Annotated in this window: 16 protein-coding genes; 11 read left to right on the plus strand and 5 right to left on the minus strand. The window is 33.4% G+C overall.

Annotated features, from left to right (window positions below; all coding sequences use genetic code 11):
• Positions 1-8: 8 nt before the first annotated feature.
• On the minus strand, positions 9-794 hold the full coding sequence (locus tag ACWA1B_RS11250; protein WP_456906879.1) for a sulfite exporter TauE/SafE family protein: 786 nt from the start codon (positions 792-794) through the stop codon (positions 9-11).
• Positions 795-1031: 237 nt separating this feature from the next.
• The gene (locus tag ACWA1B_RS11255; RefSeq protein ID WP_456906881.1) at positions 1032-1658 is read right to left on the minus strand and encodes a Crp/Fnr family transcriptional regulator; all 627 of its coding nucleotides are present in this window, start codon (positions 1656-1658) and stop codon (positions 1032-1034) included.
• A gap of 358 nt (positions 1659-2016) precedes the next feature.
• Here ACWA1B_RS11255 and ACWA1B_RS11260 point away from each other — a divergent pair, with 358 nt between their 5' ends.
• The 4 genes from ACWA1B_RS11260 (at position 2017) to ACWA1B_RS11275 (ending at position 6943) form a co-directional block, all read left to right on the plus strand.
• Entirely contained in the window at positions 2017-2328 is a 312-nt protein-coding gene (locus tag ACWA1B_RS11260; protein WP_456906883.1) for a rhodanese-like domain-containing protein, read from the plus strand.
• Positions 2329-2405: 77 nt separating this feature from the next.
• Positions 2406-3986 carry an NADP-dependent glyceraldehyde-3-phosphate dehydrogenase gene (locus ACWA1B_RS11265; protein WP_426484254.1) on the plus strand — a complete coding sequence of 527 codons (1581 nt, stop codon included), beginning with the start codon at positions 2406-2408 and terminating at the stop codon, positions 3984-3986.
• A 322-nt stretch (positions 3987-4308) separates the two neighbouring features.
• Entirely contained in the window at positions 4309-6180 is a 1872-nt protein-coding gene (locus tag ACWA1B_RS11270; RefSeq protein ID WP_456906885.1) for a M1 family metallopeptidase, read from the plus strand.
• Positions 6181-6331: 151 nt separating this feature from the next.
• A complete protein-coding gene (locus tag ACWA1B_RS11275; protein ID WP_456906887.1) occupies positions 6332-6943 on the plus strand; it encodes a tetratricopeptide repeat protein in 612 nt (203 codons plus the stop codon).
• A 51-nt stretch (positions 6944-6994) separates the two neighbouring features.
• Here the strand turns inward: ACWA1B_RS11275 and ACWA1B_RS11280 are convergent, their stop codons facing one another.
• Positions 6995-7558 carry a hypothetical protein gene (locus ACWA1B_RS11280; RefSeq protein ID WP_426484258.1) on the minus strand — a complete coding sequence of 188 codons (564 nt, stop codon included), beginning with the start codon at positions 7556-7558 and terminating at the stop codon, positions 6995-6997.
• Positions 7559-7737: 179 nt separating this feature from the next.
• On the opposite strand from ACWA1B_RS11280, the gene ACWA1B_RS11285 reads away from it, so the two are divergent.
• The 5 genes from ACWA1B_RS11285 (at position 7738) to ACWA1B_RS11305 (ending at position 14753) form a co-directional block, all read left to right on the plus strand.
• Entirely contained in the window at positions 7738-8142 is a 405-nt protein-coding gene (locus ACWA1B_RS11285; RefSeq protein WP_456906889.1) for a GNAT family N-acetyltransferase, read from the plus strand.
• A 259-nt stretch (positions 8143-8401) separates the two neighbouring features.
• On the plus strand, positions 8402-8788 hold the full coding sequence (locus ACWA1B_RS11290) for a hypothetical protein (RefSeq protein WP_456906891.1): 387 nt from the start codon (positions 8402-8404) through the stop codon (positions 8786-8788).
• 176 nt (positions 8789-8964) lie between these two features.
• Positions 8965-10047: an efflux RND transporter periplasmic adaptor subunit gene (locus tag ACWA1B_RS11295; protein ID WP_456906893.1), complete on the plus strand. Its 1083-nt coding sequence runs from the start codon at positions 8965-8967 to the stop codon at positions 10045-10047.
• Positions 10048-10150: 103 nt separating this feature from the next.
• On the plus strand, positions 10151-13318 hold the full coding sequence (locus ACWA1B_RS11300) for an efflux RND transporter permease subunit (RefSeq protein WP_456906895.1): 3168 nt from the start codon (positions 10151-10153) through the stop codon (positions 13316-13318).
• Complete coding sequence (locus ACWA1B_RS11305) at positions 13311-14753, plus strand: TolC family protein (RefSeq protein WP_456906897.1); 1443 nt, start codon at positions 13311-13313, stop codon at positions 14751-14753. Before ACWA1B_RS11300 ends, ACWA1B_RS11305 begins: the two co-directional genes overlap by 8 nt.
• Positions 14754-14823: 70 nt before the next feature.
• Here the strand turns inward: ACWA1B_RS11305 and ACWA1B_RS11310 are convergent, their stop codons facing one another.
• Both ACWA1B_RS11310 and ACWA1B_RS11315 read right to left on the minus strand, forming a co-directional pair.
• Positions 14824-16422: a tetratricopeptide repeat-containing sensor histidine kinase gene (locus ACWA1B_RS11310; protein ID WP_456906899.1), complete on the minus strand. Its 1599-nt coding sequence runs from the start codon at positions 16420-16422 to the stop codon at positions 14824-14826.
• A gap of 161 nt (positions 16423-16583) precedes the next feature.
• Positions 16584-16775: a hypothetical protein gene (locus ACWA1B_RS11315; RefSeq protein WP_456906901.1), complete on the minus strand. Its 192-nt coding sequence runs from the start codon at positions 16773-16775 to the stop codon at positions 16584-16586.
• A gap of 565 nt (positions 16776-17340) precedes the next feature.
• On the opposite strand from ACWA1B_RS11315, the gene ACWA1B_RS11320 reads away from it, so the two are divergent.
• Both ACWA1B_RS11320 and ACWA1B_RS11325 read left to right on the plus strand, forming a co-directional pair.
• A complete protein-coding gene (locus ACWA1B_RS11320) occupies positions 17341-17973 on the plus strand; it encodes a hypothetical protein (RefSeq protein ID WP_456906903.1) in 633 nt (210 codons plus the stop codon).
• Between the two features lie 350 nt (positions 17974-18323).
• On the plus strand, positions 18324-18689 hold the full coding sequence (locus ACWA1B_RS11325; protein WP_456906905.1) for a hypothetical protein: 366 nt from the start codon (positions 18324-18326) through the stop codon (positions 18687-18689).
• Positions 18690-18727 lie beyond the last annotated feature (38 nt).

An 18727-nucleotide genomic window follows, 5' to 3' on the forward strand; every position in this document is an offset into this window, starting at 1 on the left:
TGTAAATTCTAAAATAAAACCTCTTTTGTAATAATATAAAATCCCATTACGAGCACAAACCAGCCAAAAAGTGGTTTTAATTTTGCTCCGTCGATTTTTTTAGAAAGCTGGCTTCCAACTAACATTCCGATTAACGCCATAGCAGAAACGCTTAATAAGAAAGTATAATTAATAGGTGTTCCAATGTATAAATCGCCTGCAAAACCTATTGAGGAATTTATTGTAATGATTAAGAGAGAAGTTCCAACGGCTTGTTTCATTGGTAATTTTGCAAAAAACAATAAGGCCGGAATAATTAAGAATCCACCGCCGGCACCAAGAAATCCTGTTACAATTCCGACAATAAAACCAATTATGCTTAATTGAAAATAATTAGTTTCGGTATTTTTGATTTCTGGTTGAGGTTTTCGAATCATCGAAATTGCTGCTGTAATCATCAAAACCGAAAAGACAATCATAATTAGAAAATCTTTTGAAACCGAATAAGAAGCAATAGAAAATAGAGTAGAAGCAATTTGCGGAAAAATAACTTCACGAATAATTAAAATGGAAATCACAGAAGGAATCGCAAAATACAATGCCGATTTTAGTTTCAAATTTCCCATTTTATAATGGCTGTAACTTCCGGAAAGTGCCGTCATTCCAACAATAAATAAAGAATATGAAGTGGCTTCTTCTGGATTTACTTTAAATAAATACACTAATATTGGAATAGTCAGAATTGAACCGCCGCCCCCAATTAGTCCCAGCGAAATCCCGATTATGATTGAAGCAAAATAGCCTAAATATTCCATTGCATTTGTTTTGATGCAAAGTTGCTTCGGAAATTAGAATCCTACAGTAACATTTATCACAGAACGAATTTTTTTGCTTCCAAATTGTTGTCCACGGATTTTACGGATTACCACAGATTAATTATTAAAAGTGTGTCAGGCTGAGCGAAGTCGAAACCCACACAGCATTTCGACTTCGCTAAATGTGACAAATCAACCAGCAAAAATCTGTTTAATCAGTATAATCCGTGGCCAATATCACTTCAATAATTCAATCTGGTTTCGGTTGAGTTTGACCAAACCTCTTTGTTCCATTTTCTTTAATAATCTCGAAACGACTTCTCGGGAAGTATTTAATTCAGTTGCGATTTCCTGGTGCGAAAGTTTAACCTCAGCACAACCACAAGCATCAGAATGTCTTTTTAGATAGAATTCCAAACGTTCGTCCATAGATCGAAAAGCAATATTGTCAACTACTTCTAAGACTTCTTCAAAACGACTTCTGTAGGTTTCAATTACAAATTCATACCAAGAGCGGTGTTCCATCATCCATTTGTCCATCAATTGTAGCGGAATCATCATGACAGTTACGTCTTCAACAACTTTGGCCATAATTTGGCTTTTTTCGCTTTTGGCCGTGCAAATCATCGAAATGGCACAGGCTTGTCCGGGCTGTAAATAATACATTAAAAATTCGCCTCCATCTTCACCTTCGCGGTAAATTTTGATTTTTCCTTTCAGGATCAAAACCGTGTTTTTAATGTATTGTCCGGTGCGCATTAAAATGGTTCCGGCTTCAAAATTTTGCTGCGTTCCGTTTTCTTCAATGGTAGCGACAAGTTCGCTGGAAAAATTTGGAAAGTTGTTTTTTATGGAGTGCTGCATTGTAACGTTTTTTACACCAATTTTACAGATTTATATCAATTACTATGTGAGAATTTGTGAAATCCATGACGAATAATTTTATCAAAATCGGATTAAAAATTGTAATTCTTTACAAAGATAATAGATTCGGCTGGCATTGTTTGTCGGAAAATTATAAATAAGATGCATTTTGTGTAAATGAATAAATCCTATTTTCTATCGATTTTGTAGAGTGAATTTTTAAAAATAGTAAGTAAATTTGTAAATCACTGATTATAATCCTTTCTCTAAAACGTTTTCTGAGAATAATAATCGAAATCGCATTTGGTACGTTTTTAATTAATAGAAACGTCGTAATTTTACAAAAACACATTTTACTATGAATTTATCACAAGAAGATTGGGTTGCTCAGTTAAACGCTGACGAAAATGCAGTTATACTTGATGTAAGAACTGAGGACGAATTTAATGATGGCTATATTGAAAATGCTTTAAACATTGACATCAATAAAGGTCAGGCTTTTATTTATGAAATTGAAGAATTAGATAAAAACAAAAATTATTATGTGTATTGCCGTTCTGGGGCCAGAAGTGCAAAAGCATGCCAAATCATGAATGAATTAGGTATCAATAATGCCTATAATTTACTTGGTGGCATACTGGACTGGGAAGGCGACACCGTACAACCATAAAAGGAAGAAGAGGCGCATAAAAGCCTCTTTTTTCATTTTAAAATGCTATTAATAACCAAACTATAAATTACCAGATTATGAGTTTAATACCCGAAGAATATCAGATTAAAAACCTGATAAATCAAGATACCTATCTTGTAAATGGAGAATTGAAAAAATGGACAGGGCAAACAACACCAGTATTTTCAACGATTTCATCAACTGAAAAATATACTCCAACATTATTAGGATCGATTCCTTTCATGGCTGAAAAAGAAGCTGCCGAAGTAGTAGAAGCTGCAAATGCTGCTTATGATAAAGGACAAGGTCTATGGCCAACTATGAAAGTAGCTGACCGTATTAAATGCATGGAGAATTTTGTCAAGCAAATGAAAGAAACACGTGAAGAAGTGGTAAAACTTTTAATGTGGGAAATTGGAAAAAACCTTGGCGATTCGCAAAAAGAATTCGACAGAACGGTTGAATATATTTATGATACCATCGCCAGTTATAAAGAATTAAACGGACGTAGTTCGCATTTTGAAAAAGTACAAGGTGTAAATGCAATGATTCGCCGCGGACCTCTTGGAGTTGTTTTGTGCCTTGGACCTTACAACTATCCGCTAAACGAAACTTTTTCATTATTGATTCCGGCGTTGATTATGGGTAATGCTGTAATCTTCAAACCGGCAAAACATGGTGTTTTATGTATTTCGCCTTTATTAGAAGCTTTTAAAACCAGTTTTCCAAAAGGTGTTATCAATATCGTTTACGGTCGCGGAAGAGAAGTCGCTTCACCAATTATGAAATCGGGAAAAATTGATGTTTTGGCATTAATTGGAAACAGTAAATCGGCGATTGCTTTACAGGATCAGCATCCAAATAAAAACAGACTTCGTTTGATTTTAGGTTTGGAAGCCAAAAATCCAGCGATTATTCTTCCGGATGCCGATTTAGATTTGGCTATTCAGGAATGTATCGCGGGAACTTTATCTTTTAACGGACAGCGTTGCACGGCACTAAAAGTATTGTATGTTCACGAATCAATCAGAGAAGAATTCAACAAACGTTTCGCTGAAAAAGTAGACAGTTTAGGATTCGGAAATCCTTGGGAAAAAGGAGCTTCATTAACGCCGCTTCCAGAAACAGACAAACCAGCTTACATTCAGGGATTGATTGATGATGCAAAACATAAAGGCGCAAGCATTATCAATGAAAAAGGAGGAAAACATACAGAAAACTTTATTTTTCCAGCCGTTTTATATCCGGTAAATAAAGAAATGAGGGTGTATCATGAAGAACAATTTGGCCCAGTGGTTCCAATTATTTCTTTTAAAGATATCAGCGAACCTCTAGAAGATATGGCCGAATCAAATTATGGACAGCAAGTAAGTTTGTTCGGAAAAGATATTAAAACTTTGGCACCACTTATTGATGCTTTGGTAAATTTAGTTTGCAGAGTTAACTTAAACAGTTCATGTCAAAGAGGGCCAGATGCCTTCCCATTTACAGGACGAAAAGATTCTGCTGTAGGAACATTAAGTATTCCAGATGCTTTGCGTTCTTTTTCAATACGTACGTTTGTAGCTTCAAAAGATATCGATTACAACAATGAAATTTTGCAGGAATTGCTGAACAGCAAAGAATCAAACTTCATTAATACCGATTATATTTTGTAGTCATCAGAGTTATATATTAATTGTAGGGATTCCGTCTTTTTCTTTTGAAAAAGACGGTTTTTTTTTGAAAGAGACAAAGAGACAAAGAGACAAAGAGACAAAGAGACAAAGAGACAAAGAGACAAAGGGACAAAGAGACAAAGGGACAAAGAGACAAAGGGACAAAGGTGTAAACGGACAAAAGTTTTAATTCTTCGCCTTCGCCAAGCATGGCAAACTTGAAACCTGAAACTTTAAAATTTTATAACTCTATTGTAACAATAAGTTAAAAATATCCACTAATATTATAGCGAATTAAAATCATCAAAATCTTAAAACATTTATGAGAAAAAAATCATTGCAATTATTATTGATTGCTTTGGCATTTTTTGTGCAAAACAGTTTTGCACAGGAACTTTACATGCCTAGAAATATAAAAGAAGCTTACGCAAAAGGTACCCGTTCAATGGACGGAAAACCGGGGAAAAATTATTGGCAGAATCATGGAAAATATACCATGGAAATTACGGTTGATGCCAAAACAAAAATAGTAAGCGGAACAGAAACGATTGAATACACAAACAACAGCAACGATACATTAAAAAACTTGCCAATTCGATTTGTGAATAATCTTCATAAACCATCTTCACCAAGAAGTGGTGTCGTTAGCCAAGATTTTTTAAGTGACGGATTAACAATTACTTCATTAAAAATTGCCGGTGAAGTTTATAAAGAAGATGGCAGAAAATGGGGAACAGTTGGAATGATTCGAATGAAAAAACCTATTCCGCCTCATTCTACAGCAACCATTAATATTGACTGGAATTATCCTTTGTCAAAAGAAAGCGGGAGAGAAGGACAAATTGATGAAACTACATTTTTTGTAGCCTACAGTTATCCGCGCGTTTCGGTTTTTGATGATTACAACAAATGGGACCGATTACCGCATACAGACCGTCAAGAATTTTATAATGATTTTAATGATTATACTTATTCTGTAAAAGCACCAAAAAATTATGTGGTGTATGCGACTGGAGATTTGCTGAATCCAGATGAGGTTTTGCAACCAGAATTTGCTGCTCGTTTGAAAAAATCTTATGTTACAGATGAAGTTCTGCATATCGCAAACGAACAAGAAATGAAAAATGGAGTGGTAACAAAACAAAACGATTGGAATGTCTGGAAATTTGAGGCTAAACATATTTCAGATGTTTGTTTTGGTTTAAGCGATCATTATTTATGGGATGCGAGCAGTGTTGTAGTTGACAAAAAAACAAACAGACGCGCAAGTGTTCAGGCTGCGTATGATGTAAAAGGAACTGATTTTGTGGCTTCGGTAAAAAATAACCAATACGCTTTAGATTGGTTTTCGAACAATTGGCCGGGAGTTCCGTATCCGTTTTCTAAAATGACAGCTTTTCAAGGATTTGCTGATATGGAATACCCAATGATGTGTAACGATTCACAAATGGGTGATCCTAAATTTGCACAATTGGTTCAGGATCACGAAGTAGCACACACTTATTTTCCTTTTTATATGGGAATCAACGAAACGCGTTATGCTTTTATGGATGAAGGCTGGGCAACAACTTTTGAGTATTTAATTGGAATTGCGGAACACGGAAAAGAAGCAGCTGATAAATTTTACCAAGAATTTAGAGTAAAAAACTATATTAATGATGCATCAACAGAAGAAGATCAGCCGATTATTTCAATGTCATCTCAGGTATCTGATGCAGGTTATGGAAACAATTCTTATGGCAAAGCTTCTCTTTCTTATATTGCTTTAAAAGATATGCTTGGCGATGATTTATTCAAAAAAGCATTGCACGCCTATATGGATAATTGGAACGGAAAACACCCAATTCCATGGGATTATTTTAACTCATTTAATTCGGCTACAGGAAAAAACCTGAATTGGTTCTTTAACAATTGGTTTTTCACGAATAATTATATTGATCTTTCTATTAAAAATGTAGAGAAAAATAAAATCACGATAGAAAACACAGGTGGTTTTGCTATTCCGTTTGATATAAAAGTGGTTTATGCTGATGATTCAAATGAAATACTTCATCAAACACCTGCAGTTTGGGAAACCAATCAAAAAGTAGCATTGATCGATTTAAAATCGAAGAAACAAATTAAACTAATTACCCTTGATGGCGGTATTTTTATGGATGCAACTCCTGCGAATAATATATGGACAGGTAAATAAATCCAAATAGTAATGAGTTAGAAAACCGTCTTTTGTAATAAAAATGACGGTTTTTTTGTTTTTAAAGAAAAATAATAGAAATATGGAAAACCGTAATGAAGTTTCATTTTAAAAAGTTACGTTTGCAAAAAATAAAAAAATTGAATAATTAATGAAAAAGCACCACATTCTTTTTGTTTTATTGCTTTCTTTTAAATGTTTTGCGCAAAATGATTCGAAAAGCGTATTTCAAAAGAGCAGATACGAGTTAGCGGTTTCCTACTATAAAAAAGCAGATTTTAAAAAAGCACTTGATTTATTTTCTATTGCTTCAAAACTTAAACCTGAAAATGATCTGGGAAAGGAATCCATCAAAAAGGTTGATACTTTGAAAACAATGCTTCGAAATGAAGTTTTAAATCGGGTTATAGGTACTTGGAAAATGATTGGAGACAGACCTACCTGGGCCCAAACTGTGGTGGGAACACAAAAAGAAACTGAAGAAATAATTGAAATAACTCAGGATAAGATCCTCTTTTTTGAATTAGACAAAAAAACGCAAACAAAAAGACTGATAAAATCGGAAGAATTAAAGTATTATAATAAAGATGCATCTGATGGCGCATTTTCAGATATAATTCTTTCTGATGGTACAATTTGGAGCTGTCTTCTAAATGAAGAGACAAATGTGCTGCATGTTATCAACATTGCGAAAAAGAACGAAACGGGTATTGAAAAAATAACCAGTGATAATGAAGAAGCTTTTTTTGTCAAGATAAAATAATAAAAGGGAATCTAATTTGATTCCCTTTTTTATGTTTGCCAACTAAAGTTTTTATAAGAATTTAAATCCGACCGAAAAATTCGAAATTCCCGTTTTAATGCTTCTTCCCGAAGGATCAAGATCGGTTAATCCGGCAAGATATCTGTAATCTACTGTGAATCGCCACAAATCAACTCCAACGCCACCTAAAAAACTGCTATTATTTCGTTCAAAAGCAATATAATTCAGATTGTTGTTAGCCTTGATGTCAGAAAAGTTTTTCCAGTTGTAACCAATAAAAAGTCTAACGTTTCCTAATTTCCCTAAGGGCACAATTTTTAAACCAGCAATTAAGGTGGCATCAGTTCCGCCCAACTCATACTCCGTTTCCCCAATTCCTGTTTGTGAAACAGTAAACTTTGATTGCGAATAGCCAAATTCGCCCTGAGCATAAAAAAGAGCCAGATTCACTCGTGCAAAACCAGCGAATCCATAATCAGTTCCTGCACTTTTTGAACTGAAATCATCAGTAATGACAGAAGTAATATTGGTTGAAAATTGGGGACCAAATTGTATAAACTGTGCAAATCCATTCGCACAAATACATAATAATGTAGCAAGAAAGAATTTTTTCATAACCGGTTTTATTTATTTTGATCCCATAAATTTACTTATATTTAATTTAAATAGAATGATTTTTCTGATTTATTTTAAGTTATCTTTTTGATAATGAGTGTGATGTTGTTTTGTGTTGTTTGGAAGAGTAAAAAATAATAAATGCTGTAAATTTGACAAAAGACTAAATATTTTTTAAAATGAAAATTGCAGTAATTGAGCCTTCGCAAACTTGGCAAATTCGCCATCAAGTAATGTGGCCAGATCAGCCTTTTGAATTTGTTCAATTAAAAGAAGATGAACTTGGATTTCATTTTGGTGCTTTTGAAGATGAGAAATTGGTTTCTATTGTTTCTTGTTTTTTTTCTGATGATGAAATGCAGTTCAGAAAACTTGCGACCCTCGAAGAATTTCAAGGAAAAGGAATCGCTTCAGAATTGCTAAATCATATATTTAAGCTGGCCAAACAGAAGAATATGGCTAAAATTTGGTGTAACGCACGTACTAACAAAAAGGCATTTTACGAAAAATTTGGAATGACCGATACGCATAAAATTTTTACTAAAGAAGGCCAGGAATTTACCATAATGGAAATTTTTCTATAAAAAATTCGACTTAAATTGAGGAATAAAATATAGAATGTCAAATATTTATAATTTTACTATTTTTTTATGGTTCCTTTTTTAGTGGATAACAAATCATCAGTTTCAAATTCTGGCTGACTGTTATTTTGATATAAAATCATCAGTTTAATTATGGAATAAATAACGAAAAAAAATGAAAACGTTTTCGTTTATTATCGACATGTTAAGACTTTCTTATTTTATTTTTTTTATTGCAATCTTTTATTACTTTCGCACCCAAATGAGAAAGTTAATAGTATTTTTAGTATTCATGAATTTGCTTCTGTTAGGCGGAGGCCAAAATCTTAATGCAAGTACTTTTGGATTTTCTCATCATCATTCTTTTGAAAAAAAGCACCGTGTAAAATTCACTAATCAGGAAAAAGGCACTTCAGTTATTGAAGATGCAGCAGATGTTGATTTGGAAGAGGATTTACTTGGAAGTGATGATGTTAAGGATGGACTTACAACGAAATTTTTTGCAGTTAATTACAGTTTACTTGATAAATGGTATTTATCTTTTTCAGATCAATCTGCAACAAATGAATCAAATCGTTTTAAAATTTATGCGCCCTTTCTTGCGCATTCAAATCCTATTTATATTACTCAGAGAGTACTAAGAATTTGATTTACCAATATACATCGGTTACCTCAGCTGTAATCCTACTATCTTGTTGATGTATATTTTTTTCTACTTCTTCTTGTTGAAAGTGAGATTATGAGCTACTGGTGTCCGATGCATTTTTTCATCTAAAGGAATCACTGTATTCCAAGCATTCAATCGCTTAATTTCCAAACTAAATCATGAAAAGAATTATTTTGTTCACAGGCTTAATTGCCTTTGTGTGCCTGACTAGTTGTACAACTAAAAAAGAAGAGAAAGAAGAAGTGGAAGTATTTACGGTAACAAATCCGGTAAAAATTGACACTTCATTTACTAAAGAATATGTTTCGCAGATTAAATCTGTTCGAAATATTGAAATCCGTGCCCAAGAAAAAGGGTTTTTACAAAACATTTATGTTGATGAAGGACAGTTTGTAAAAGCTGGCCAGTTACTGTTCAGAATTATGCCAAATATGTATCAGGCAGAATTATTGAAAGCGCAAGCGGAACAAAAATCAACCGAAATTGAATTGCAAAATGCTAAACTTTTAGCAGATAAAAATATCGTTTCTAAAAACGAATTGAGTGTTGCTCAGGCTAAACTGCAATCGGCAAAAGCTGAAGTTGCATTAGCAAAACTTCATTTATCATTCACAGAAATCAGAGCTCCGTTTGACGGAACAATCGATAGAATTCCATTAAAATTAGGAAGTCTTATTGACGAGGGCGAATTACTGACAAGTCTTTCAGATAATAGCCAAATGTTTGCTTATTTCAACGTTTCAGAGCCAGAATATCTTCAGTATGAGACTAATGTAAAAGACCGCGCTGATAATAAAGTGAATTTAGTTTTAGCTAACGGAGATATTTTCAAAGAAAAAGGAAATGTTGAGGTTATAGAAAGCGAATTCAATAATGAAACAGGGAACATTGCTTTTAGAGCGAGATTCCCAAATTCAGGAAGACTTCTTAGAAATGGTGAGACTGGACAAGTGCAGATGCTTGTTCCGTTGAAAAATGCGATCGTAATTCCACAGAAAGCTACTTACGAAATTCAGGATAAAAAATATGTTTTCGTTGTTGATAAAAACAATAAAGTAAGCTCTAGAGAAATCACGATAACAGGTGAAATTCCTGATTTGTTTGTGATCAAAAGTGGACTTACGGAGAATGATAAAATCTTACTTGAAGGAGTTCAAAAAGTAAAAGAGAACGACAAAATTAAATATGAATACCAAGCTCCACAAACGGTAATCAATCATTTGCGTCTAAAAGCGGAGTAGATTTTTAAGTGGTTTCAAGTTTCAAGTTGCGCACTTAACATGAAGTCTGAAACTTGAGACACTTTTGAATTTCAGATTGTCTTAATCATTAAAAAAATATAAAATGTTTAATAAATTTATTCAGAGACCTGTTCTGTCGATAGTAATATCGCTGATAATTGTCTTTTTAGGGGTATTGTCGGTATTGAATTTACCAATTACTCAGTTCCCTACCATTTCACCGCCAATGGTGAATGTGACCGCAGATTATCCTGGATCTAATGGTGAATTAATGATCAAAGCGGTTGTTATTCCTTTAGAAAGAGCACTAAATGGAGTTCCGGGGATGAAATACATAGCTTCAGATGCTGGAAACGACGGTGAAGCAACAATTAAAGTGGTATTTAATTTAGGAACAGATCCAAATCAGGCCGCGATTAACGTTCAAAACCGTGTGGCTTCGGTAACCAATAAATTACCTCCATTGGTAATTAGAGAGGGTATTAAAATTACTCGTGAAGTACCGAGTATGTTGATGTACGTAAACCTTTACAGTACAGATAAAAATACCGATATGAAGTTCTTGTATAATTATGCAGACATCAACGTTCTTTCAGAATTGAAAAGGGTAAATGGTATTGGTGCTGGAGATATTTTAGGAACACGTGAATATGCAATGCGTATTTGGTTGAAACCAGATCGTATGTTAGCTTATAAAATTTCTGCTGATGAGATAATGGAAGCATTGTCAAGCCAGAGTTTGGAGGCTTCTCCGGGTAAAACGGGAGAAAGTTCTGGTAAACGTTCTCAGGCGTTTGAGTACGTATTGAAATATTCTGGACGTTTTACAACAAAAGAACAATACGAGAACATTGTAGTAAAAGCAAATCCAAACGGAGAGCTTTTACGTTTGAAAGATGTTGCTAAAGTTGAATTCGGAAGCTCGATGTATGATATCTATTCCAATTTAAATGGAAGACCATCAGCAGCGATTGTATTAAAGCAATCTTTTGGAAGTAACGCGAATCAGGTTATTGAAGAGGTAAAAGCTAAATTGGAAAAAATAAAACAAAGATTTCCAAAAGGTATGGATTATGAAATTTCATATGACGTTTCTAAATTCCTTGACGCTTCTATTGAAAAAGTAATCCATACTTTGGTTGAAGCATTTATTTTGGTTGGTTTAGTAGTATTCCTTTTCTTAGGAGACTGGCGTTCTACGGTTATTCCGGCAATTGCGGTACCTGTATCGTTGATTGGAACATTTGTATTTATGACATTCTTTGATATTTCATTGAACTTAATCACATTATTTGCTTTAGTATTAGCAATTGGAGTCGTCGTCGATGACGCGATTGTGGTTATTGAAGCTGTTCATGCCAAAATGGAAGAGGAACATCTTTCACCATTTAAAGCTACTAAACAAGCGATGCACGAAATTGCGGGAGCAATTATTGCTATTACATTCTTGATGGCTGCGGTATTTATTCCTGTTGCATTTATGTCAGGTCCTGTGGGGGTGTTTTACAGACAATTTTCTGTAACAATGGCGACAGCAATTATACTTTCAGGTATTGTGGCTTTGACATTGACACCAGCACTTTGTGCGATGATGCTAAAAAATAACCACGGTAAACCTAAAAAGAAAACTCCAGCAAATAGATTTATTGATGCTTTCAACGAAAAATTCAATTTAGCACAAGGTAAATATCAAAATCTATTAGGTAAAATTGTTAACAGAAGAGTCGTTACGATTGTTGCACTCCTATGTTTCTGTGCTGGAACATGGATCATTAGCAGCACCGTTCCTTCAGGATTTATTCCAAATGAGGATCAGGGAATGTTTTATGCTGTAATTCAGACGCCTCCGGGGTCATCTTTGGAGAGAACTAATAATATTGCTGAGAAAGTTCAAAAAATCGCAGAAGAGATTGATGGAGTGAAATCAGTTTCTTCATTAGCAGGTTATGAGATTTTGTCAGAAGGTACAGGAGCCAACTCGGGAACTTGTTTAGTTAACCTGAAAGATTGGAGTGACAGAAAAGAGTCTGTTCTTGAGATTATGCATCAAATGGAAGAAAAATGTAAAGATATTACGGGTGCTAATATCGAATTTTTTCAACCACCTGCTGTACCAGGATATGGTGCTGCCGGAGGATTTGAGCTTCGTTTGTTAGATAAAACGGGTTCTGTAGATTATAAGAGAATGGAACAAGTCAACAACGACTTTGTTGCCGAATTGAACAAACAACCGGAATTATCAAACGTATTTAGTTTTTATAGTTCAAGTTTCCCTCAATACATGATGAAGGTTGATAACGACTTGGCACAGCAAAAAGGTGTTTCTATTGAAAACGCTATGAATACTTTGTCAACTCTTGTAGGAAGTAACTATGAAATCAGCTTTATCAAATTCGGTATCAATTATAAAGTTATTGTTCAGGCTTCGCCAGAATATCGTGCACAGCCAGATGATATTTTAAAACTGTATGTGAAAAATGATCGTGACGAAATGGTGCCATTTTCTGCCTTTATGAAATTAGAAAAAGTATATGGTCTTTCAGAAATTACGAGACATAATATGTACACTTCTACTCAAATTAGTGGTTCTGCAGCTGCAGGTTACAGTTCTGGTACAGCAATTAAAGTCATTCAAAGAGTTGCCGCTGAAAAATTACCAAGAGGATACGATATCGACTGGGCAGGTATCTCTGCCGATGAGGTTGCTCAAGGTAATCAGGCTATTTGGGTATTCTTAATCTGTTTAGGATTTGTTTATTTGGTTTTAGCGGCTCAATATGAGAGTTTTATTTTGCCATTATCGGTAATCCTTTCTTTGCCTGCGGGTATTTTTGGAGCTTTCCTTTTATTGAAAATTGCAGGATTAGAAAACAATATTTATGCGCAGGTTGCCATGGTAATGCTTATCGGTTTATTGGGTAAAAATGCCGTATTAATTGTAGAGTTTGCTATTCAAAGGCACGCTGCGGGATTAACAGTTTTACAGGCAGCAATGGAAGGAGCAAAAGCAAGGTTCCGTCCAATTTTGATGACTTCGTTTGCTTTTATTGCAGGTTTATTGCCGCTTGCTTTTGCAACTGGACCGGGTAAAATTGGTAACAGAACTATTGGTACTGCGGCGGCCGGAGGTATGCTTATAGGAACGATCTGCGGAGTGTTTGTAATTCCGGGATTGTATTTCATATTCGCTAAGATCGCTGAGAAGCACAAATTAGTAAAACATGAAGAAGAAAATCCATTAACAGAAGAAATTGACAACAATCATGTATAATAAATTGAAACTATATAAATATAGCGTTGCATTGGGATTATGTCTCGCTGTAGTGGGCTGTAAAGCTCCTGCACCAGATACAGCAACTGCTAGTGCGCCGGTTCCAGAATCATTTAGTGCTGCTGTCACTCAGGATACAACCAATACTGCAGCTATAAAATGGAATGAATTCTTTAAGGATCAAAATCTTATTGATTTGATTGATGTGGCCCTGAAAAACAATCAGGAATTAAACATGACGCTGCAGGAAATCGAAATTGCTAAGAATGATGTTAGAGTTCGTAAAGGACTTTTATTGCCACAAGTTGGTGTTCGCGCCGGAGCTGGAGTAGAAAAAGTAGGAAGGTATACCAGCCAAGGGGCTGGTGATGCCACTACTGAAATCAAACCTGGTGTAGAAACTCCAGATCCACTTGGGGATTTTACAATTGCAGCTTATGCAAATTGGGAAGTGGATATCTGGAAAAAACTGCGTAATTCTAAAAAAGCAGCCGTAAACAGATATTTGGCTACAGTTGAAGGAAAAAACTTTGTAGTGACAAACCTTATTGCTGAAATAGCTGATTCTTATTATGAGTTATTAGCTTTAGATAGTCAGCTTGATATTGTAAAACAAACAATTACTTTGCAAAGTAATGCTTTGGAAATTGTAAAAATCCAAAAACAGGCGGCAAGAGCAACAGAACTTGGAGTTAAAAAGTTTGAGGCTGAAGTATTGACTTCAAAAAGTATGGAGTTTGATATTTTACAGCAAATCAAAGAAACGGAGAATAAAATTAATTTCTTGTTAGGACGTTATCCGCAGGAAATTAAAAGAAGTAATACAAAATTCCTGACTTTATTGCCAGCCTCAGTAAGCGCCGGAATTCCGTCTCAATTATTAATGAATCGTCCTGATGTTAAACAGGCAGAATTAGAATTGGTTGCGGCGAAGTTAGATGTAAAAGTAGCTCGTGCTGAGTTTTATCCTTCATTGGATATTTCTGCAGCTTTTGGAGTTCAGGCATTTAAACCATCTTATTTGTTTACATTTCCAGAGTCACTTTTATATTCATTAGCAGGAGATCTTGCAGCGCCGCTTATTAACAGAAATGCAATTAAAGCGGAGTTTTCGAGCGCAAATGCAAGACAACTTCAGGCATTATACAATTATGATAAAACGATTTTAAACGCTTATTTAGAAGTATCTAATCAGCTTTCTAAAATTGATAATCTGCAAAAAGGGTATGATTTGAAATCACAACAGGTTGACGCATTGAACAAATCGATTGATGTTTCGAATGATTTATTCAAATCGGCAAGAGTAGATTATTTTGAAGTTTTAATGACGCAACGCGACGCATTAGAAGCAAATTTAGAATTGATTGATACTAAAAAAGAACAACTTAACGCTGCCGTTCATGTTTACAGAGACCTAGGCGGAGGTTGGAAGTAGAATGCCCATTTTAATTAGTTATTAGTAGAGGCCTCTCAGAAATTAATTCTGAGAGGTTTTTTATTTTCACTTATTTAGGAATCGCTATTTTCGCTTTAAAACCTTTGCCAGGTTCTGTTTCAAAATCTACAGTTCCTTTAACGGCTTGAATACGGCTTTCCATATTGTGGAGACCATTTTTTGCAATTTTATTTTTTTCGCAGCCTATGCCATTATCAGTATAGTTTATCAAGATAGAGTTTTGATCATTTTCAAATTTTACGACAACAAGATTTGCTCGGCTGTGTTTTTTCATATTTACTAGTAGCTCTTGTAAAATTCGGCTTATGGTAATCTTTTTTATATCGTCAATAATTTCCCAATTTACACTTTCTAAATTAGTAACCATGATATTTCTTTCAGCAGAATTATAAGTCGAAAGCATTTCTTTGATGCTGGTAGTAAAATTAGCGCCCGTATCAATTTTATTGTTTTCTTTTGAAATTCCTCTAACACGGCCGTAAATATCATCTAATTTTTGAAGAAGATTCTCTTTTGTGTTTTCTACAGACAAAGGCTGTGATTCGGTAAAAGCAATCACGTTAAAAACATCGTTTGCCAGCTCATCATGGATTTTTTTAGCTATTCTGGTTTCAGTTTCATACGAAGCTTTAAATTCGATTGCCTTGTTTTTATTTTTATAATAACGTATCAGAATGGCTATTAAAATAACTAGAAAAATAAATATGATAACTAATACAACTCGTATATATTTTTCTTTTTGAAGTGCTAAGAGGTTTTCAGCTTTTTCTAAACGAAGTTTTTCGTTTTCGTCTTTTTCTTTTTTAGCATCGTATTTAATTTTGGCAAATTTATTTTTAAAGTTATTTCGAACCCTTATGATACTGTCGTTTAATGTAAAATACTTTTGAACATATTTGCCGTTTTGAGCACTGTGATCATTTGAAATTAAAATTTGCAACGCTTCTAATCTTTCATCAACACTATTTAGTTTTGTAGAAATATTATATGCAGCGACGGCATTTTCATTTGATTTTTGAATGTCTTTTTTTGAATAATAATCTGCTAAGTTTAAATAGCTTTGAATACTTCCGTAGGTATCGTTAATTTCATTTCTTTTCTGGAGCGCCTCATTCATTAAATGAAACCCTTTTTCATCTGATCCATTTTTAAAATAGGCATAACCCAAATTGTCTTGAATTCTGGCTTTAGTTAAAGCGTGAGATTTATCATCAAAAAATTTTGTGTTTAGTATAGATTCCAAAATGTTAATAGCTTTTTGATATTTTTTTTGAAAAATATAGACAACAGCAATATTGTTCATAGGCTCGTATTTAGCGACACGATCTGGCTCATCTTTTATAGATTCCTTATAGTAAAAAATAGCATCATCATAAAGAGAAAGTTCTTTATCGGCAACACCTAATAAATTATTTATTGTAGAAGTATAGGTATTCTTTTTTTTATAATATGCTAATGCTTCTGTAGCAGTCTCTTTACTTCCATAATAGTCACCATTAACTTGTTGAATGGTTGCTGTTAAAATAATTGTGTATCCTATATTAGCACTATCTTTTAAGCTTTCAAAAAGTATTTTGGATTTGTTAAATTCGTAAAGTGCAGTATTAAAATTTTGTTTTTGATAATTTTCAATTCCTTTATTTCGCAAACTAAGCGCTTCTTTTTTTAATGATTCTATATTGGGCTTAATGGTCTTTTTTTCTTTGCAGGAAAAAAGAAAAAGAAGAATTATAAAATAAAAAAACGGGGACCGTAACATATAAGTTTACTTTCCCCGAAAATAGTAATTAATTAGATACGAAAATATTTTTATTCATCTGTTGGCGGTGGTGGCGGTGGAATTTTAGGCCCCTCACCAGGTCCATCATCAGCGAAAGTATCTTTTACTGGATTAACAGTTTTTTTGGTTTCTTGTTTTGGCTTTGTTTCAATTTCGTCCGGAGTACAAGAAAATATAGTGAACAATAACACAAATGTGCTAAAAAATAATAGTTTTTTCATTTTGATTTAATTTAGAAATTAGACATAGGTATTGCTGTCCGGAGTTATCCAGAGTTTATTTATGACAATACCAAATTGGTTTTGGGAAGTTGATCGTGTAGAACGGTAAGACGTAATTTAAACTTCCCGAATAAACTCGGTCTTACGGTTTTCCACAATGTTAATTAGAACTAGTTTTATATTTTTGTTTTAGTCTGCAGACAAAACTTGAACTAATTTCTGATGCAAAGGAAAGGCACTTTTAGAGCACTGTAGATAAGGAATTCCCGGAATTCCTGCGTTTTCCTGAGATTCCTATGATTTCCCAATAAAATAAAAATGCAATGCCTATTTTTTATTAAATGTTATTTGGTTTTAGGCTAATCTCTATTATAACAGATGCATTAAATTTGACAAAAGTTGGCTTGAACTGTAAAAAAAAATGTAGAAATAATATTAGATTGTAATAAAAATTGAAAGTGCTGATAAATATTTGAATTTTAGAAGTCAAAAATAAAGGCATATAAAAAATGTTTTTGATGAAAAATGAAAATAACGTATCAAAAAAGTTCCTAAAAACGTCAAGATGAATAATACATTAGAAGAGTATAAAAAAGCAATTAAAATTAAATACGAACTTGAAAAAGAGGGAGAACACTTCGATTATTTGTATAATCCGTCACGAGGAAAACTTCGTGATTTGTGCTGGCTTATTTTCGAAAATAATCCAACCCAAGATGATTTAAATGTTTTTAGGAATTTGTTGTGTTTAGATTTTGATCATACTAAAAAGAATAAGTTTAAGGAACAAAAAGATAAGTTTAGACCCATTGAAACCTTTTTTAAAGGAGAAACAGATCCGTCAAATATTGACGCAATAAATCTCGCGGCAATTTTGGTCGATTTTCAACCGCGTCCTTTTAAAAGGTTTAATGAAAAGTGTAGAAATGCAGAAGTTAAAGTGGCTGAAAATGCAGAAAAAATTAAAGCAACTGCTGAAATAGAAAATGAAGACATAGAATTAAAGAGTTTTGTGAAAAATGAAAATGAAGGATCTAAAGAAGTTCCTAAAAAAGGAAATCTTTTTTTGAATTTAAAAGACATATTTTCTAAAAAAATAGTTCAGAAGATATATCCCAGAAAAGTAATTACGATTGCAATTGGAGCGGTCGCATTAGTGTCTTCTGCATGTTTATATTTTGTGCAGAAAAAAGATTAGGTAGAGTAATTTCCAAAAGAAAATCAAAAGCATTTTGAGAAATAAAATGCAAAAAGTTGGAAAAAGAATAATTTTTTACGGTGTAATTTAGGCATTTAAAAAGTTTGTTTTTCGGCATATATTTACTGTTATTTACACTATAAAGATAAGAAAAAAATACCGTTAAACCTAATAAAATCAACGAAATAATGATTTTTTTTGCTTTTTTTTGGAAGTTTTTTTTGTATTTGTTTGCTTAACAAGTGAGGCTGTAAAATTTGCTTTTTAGCTGGATTTCGATAAAATTATTTATATTTATAAAGCAGTAAAAAGAATTTGATTCTGTCAACAATCTATTTAAAAATTCATTCATGAAAAAGGTATTAATACTATTAATTGTTTTATGCACTTTTGGTTGTAAAAAGTATGTCGTGTCGTTTGAACAGCCGACGGAAATGAAACTGGACAATCTAAAACTAGAGGTATTTCTCGATAAGAAGAAAGTTCAGGATATTAACTTGAAAGCAACAAATGAAATGCCAACTTACCAAACAGCAGAACTTTCAATATCTGATGAAGGAAAACACCTGCTTCAGGTTAAAACAAAAGATACAACCTTTAGTTACAATATAAATTATCCCGAAGAAAAATATATTGTGGTGACTGCCCATTTAATAAATAACGGGAAGCTTTATATTGGGATTAGAAAACAGAATTATAAATTTAGATTTAATTGATTAAAAAATTTATTTCAAAATAAAAGCCTTTCACATTC

The organism is Flavobacterium xizangense (genome assembly GCF_054075145.1).

Excerpts from the sequence above, each read along its gene's own strand:
- ACWA1B_RS11325 (WP_456906905.1), top strand. The coding sequence starts at position 18,324 with ATGAAAAAGGTATTAATACTATTAATTGTTTTATGCACTTTTGGTTGT.
- ACWA1B_RS11280 (WP_426484258.1), bottom strand. The coding sequence starts at position 7,558 with ATGAAAAAATTCTTTCTTGCTACATTATTATGTATTTGTGCGAATGGA.
- ACWA1B_RS11260 (WP_456906883.1), top strand. The coding sequence starts at position 2,017 with ATGAATTTATCACAAGAAGATTGGGTTGCTCAGTTAAACGCTGACGAA.
- ACWA1B_RS11315 (WP_456906901.1), bottom strand. The coding sequence starts at position 16,775 with ATGAAAAAACTATTATTTTTTAGCACATTTGTGTTATTGTTCACTATA.
- ACWA1B_RS11290 (WP_456906891.1), top strand. The coding sequence starts at position 8,402 with ATGAGAAAGTTAATAGTATTTTTAGTATTCATGAATTTGCTTCTGTTA.
- ACWA1B_RS11265 (WP_426484254.1), top strand. The coding sequence starts at position 2,406 with ATGAGTTTAATACCCGAAGAATATCAGATTAAAAACCTGATAAATCAA.
- ACWA1B_RS11295 (WP_456906893.1), top strand. The coding sequence starts at position 8,965 with ATGAAAAGAATTATTTTGTTCACAGGCTTAATTGCCTTTGTGTGCCTG.
- ACWA1B_RS11300 (WP_456906895.1), top strand. The coding sequence starts at position 10,151 with ATGTTTAATAAATTTATTCAGAGACCTGTTCTGTCGATAGTAATATCG.
- ACWA1B_RS11255 (WP_456906881.1), bottom strand. The coding sequence starts at position 1,658 with ATGCAGCACTCCATAAAAAACAACTTTCCAAATTTTTCCAGCGAACTT.
- ACWA1B_RS11270 (WP_456906885.1), top strand. The coding sequence starts at position 4,309 with ATGAGAAAAAAATCATTGCAATTATTATTGATTGCTTTGGCATTTTTT.
- ACWA1B_RS11285 (WP_456906889.1), top strand. The coding sequence starts at position 7,738 with ATGAAAATTGCAGTAATTGAGCCTTCGCAAACTTGGCAAATTCGCCAT.
- ACWA1B_RS11275 (WP_456906887.1), top strand. The coding sequence starts at position 6,332 with ATGAAAAAGCACCACATTCTTTTTGTTTTATTGCTTTCTTTTAAATGT.
- ACWA1B_RS11250 (WP_456906879.1), bottom strand. The coding sequence starts at position 794 with ATGGAATATTTAGGCTATTTTGCTTCAATCATAATCGGGATTTCGCTG.
- ACWA1B_RS11320 (WP_456906903.1), top strand. The coding sequence starts at position 17,341 with ATGAATAATACATTAGAAGAGTATAAAAAAGCAATTAAAATTAAATAC.
- ACWA1B_RS11305 (WP_456906897.1), top strand. The coding sequence starts at position 13,311 with ATGTATAATAAATTGAAACTATATAAATATAGCGTTGCATTGGGATTA.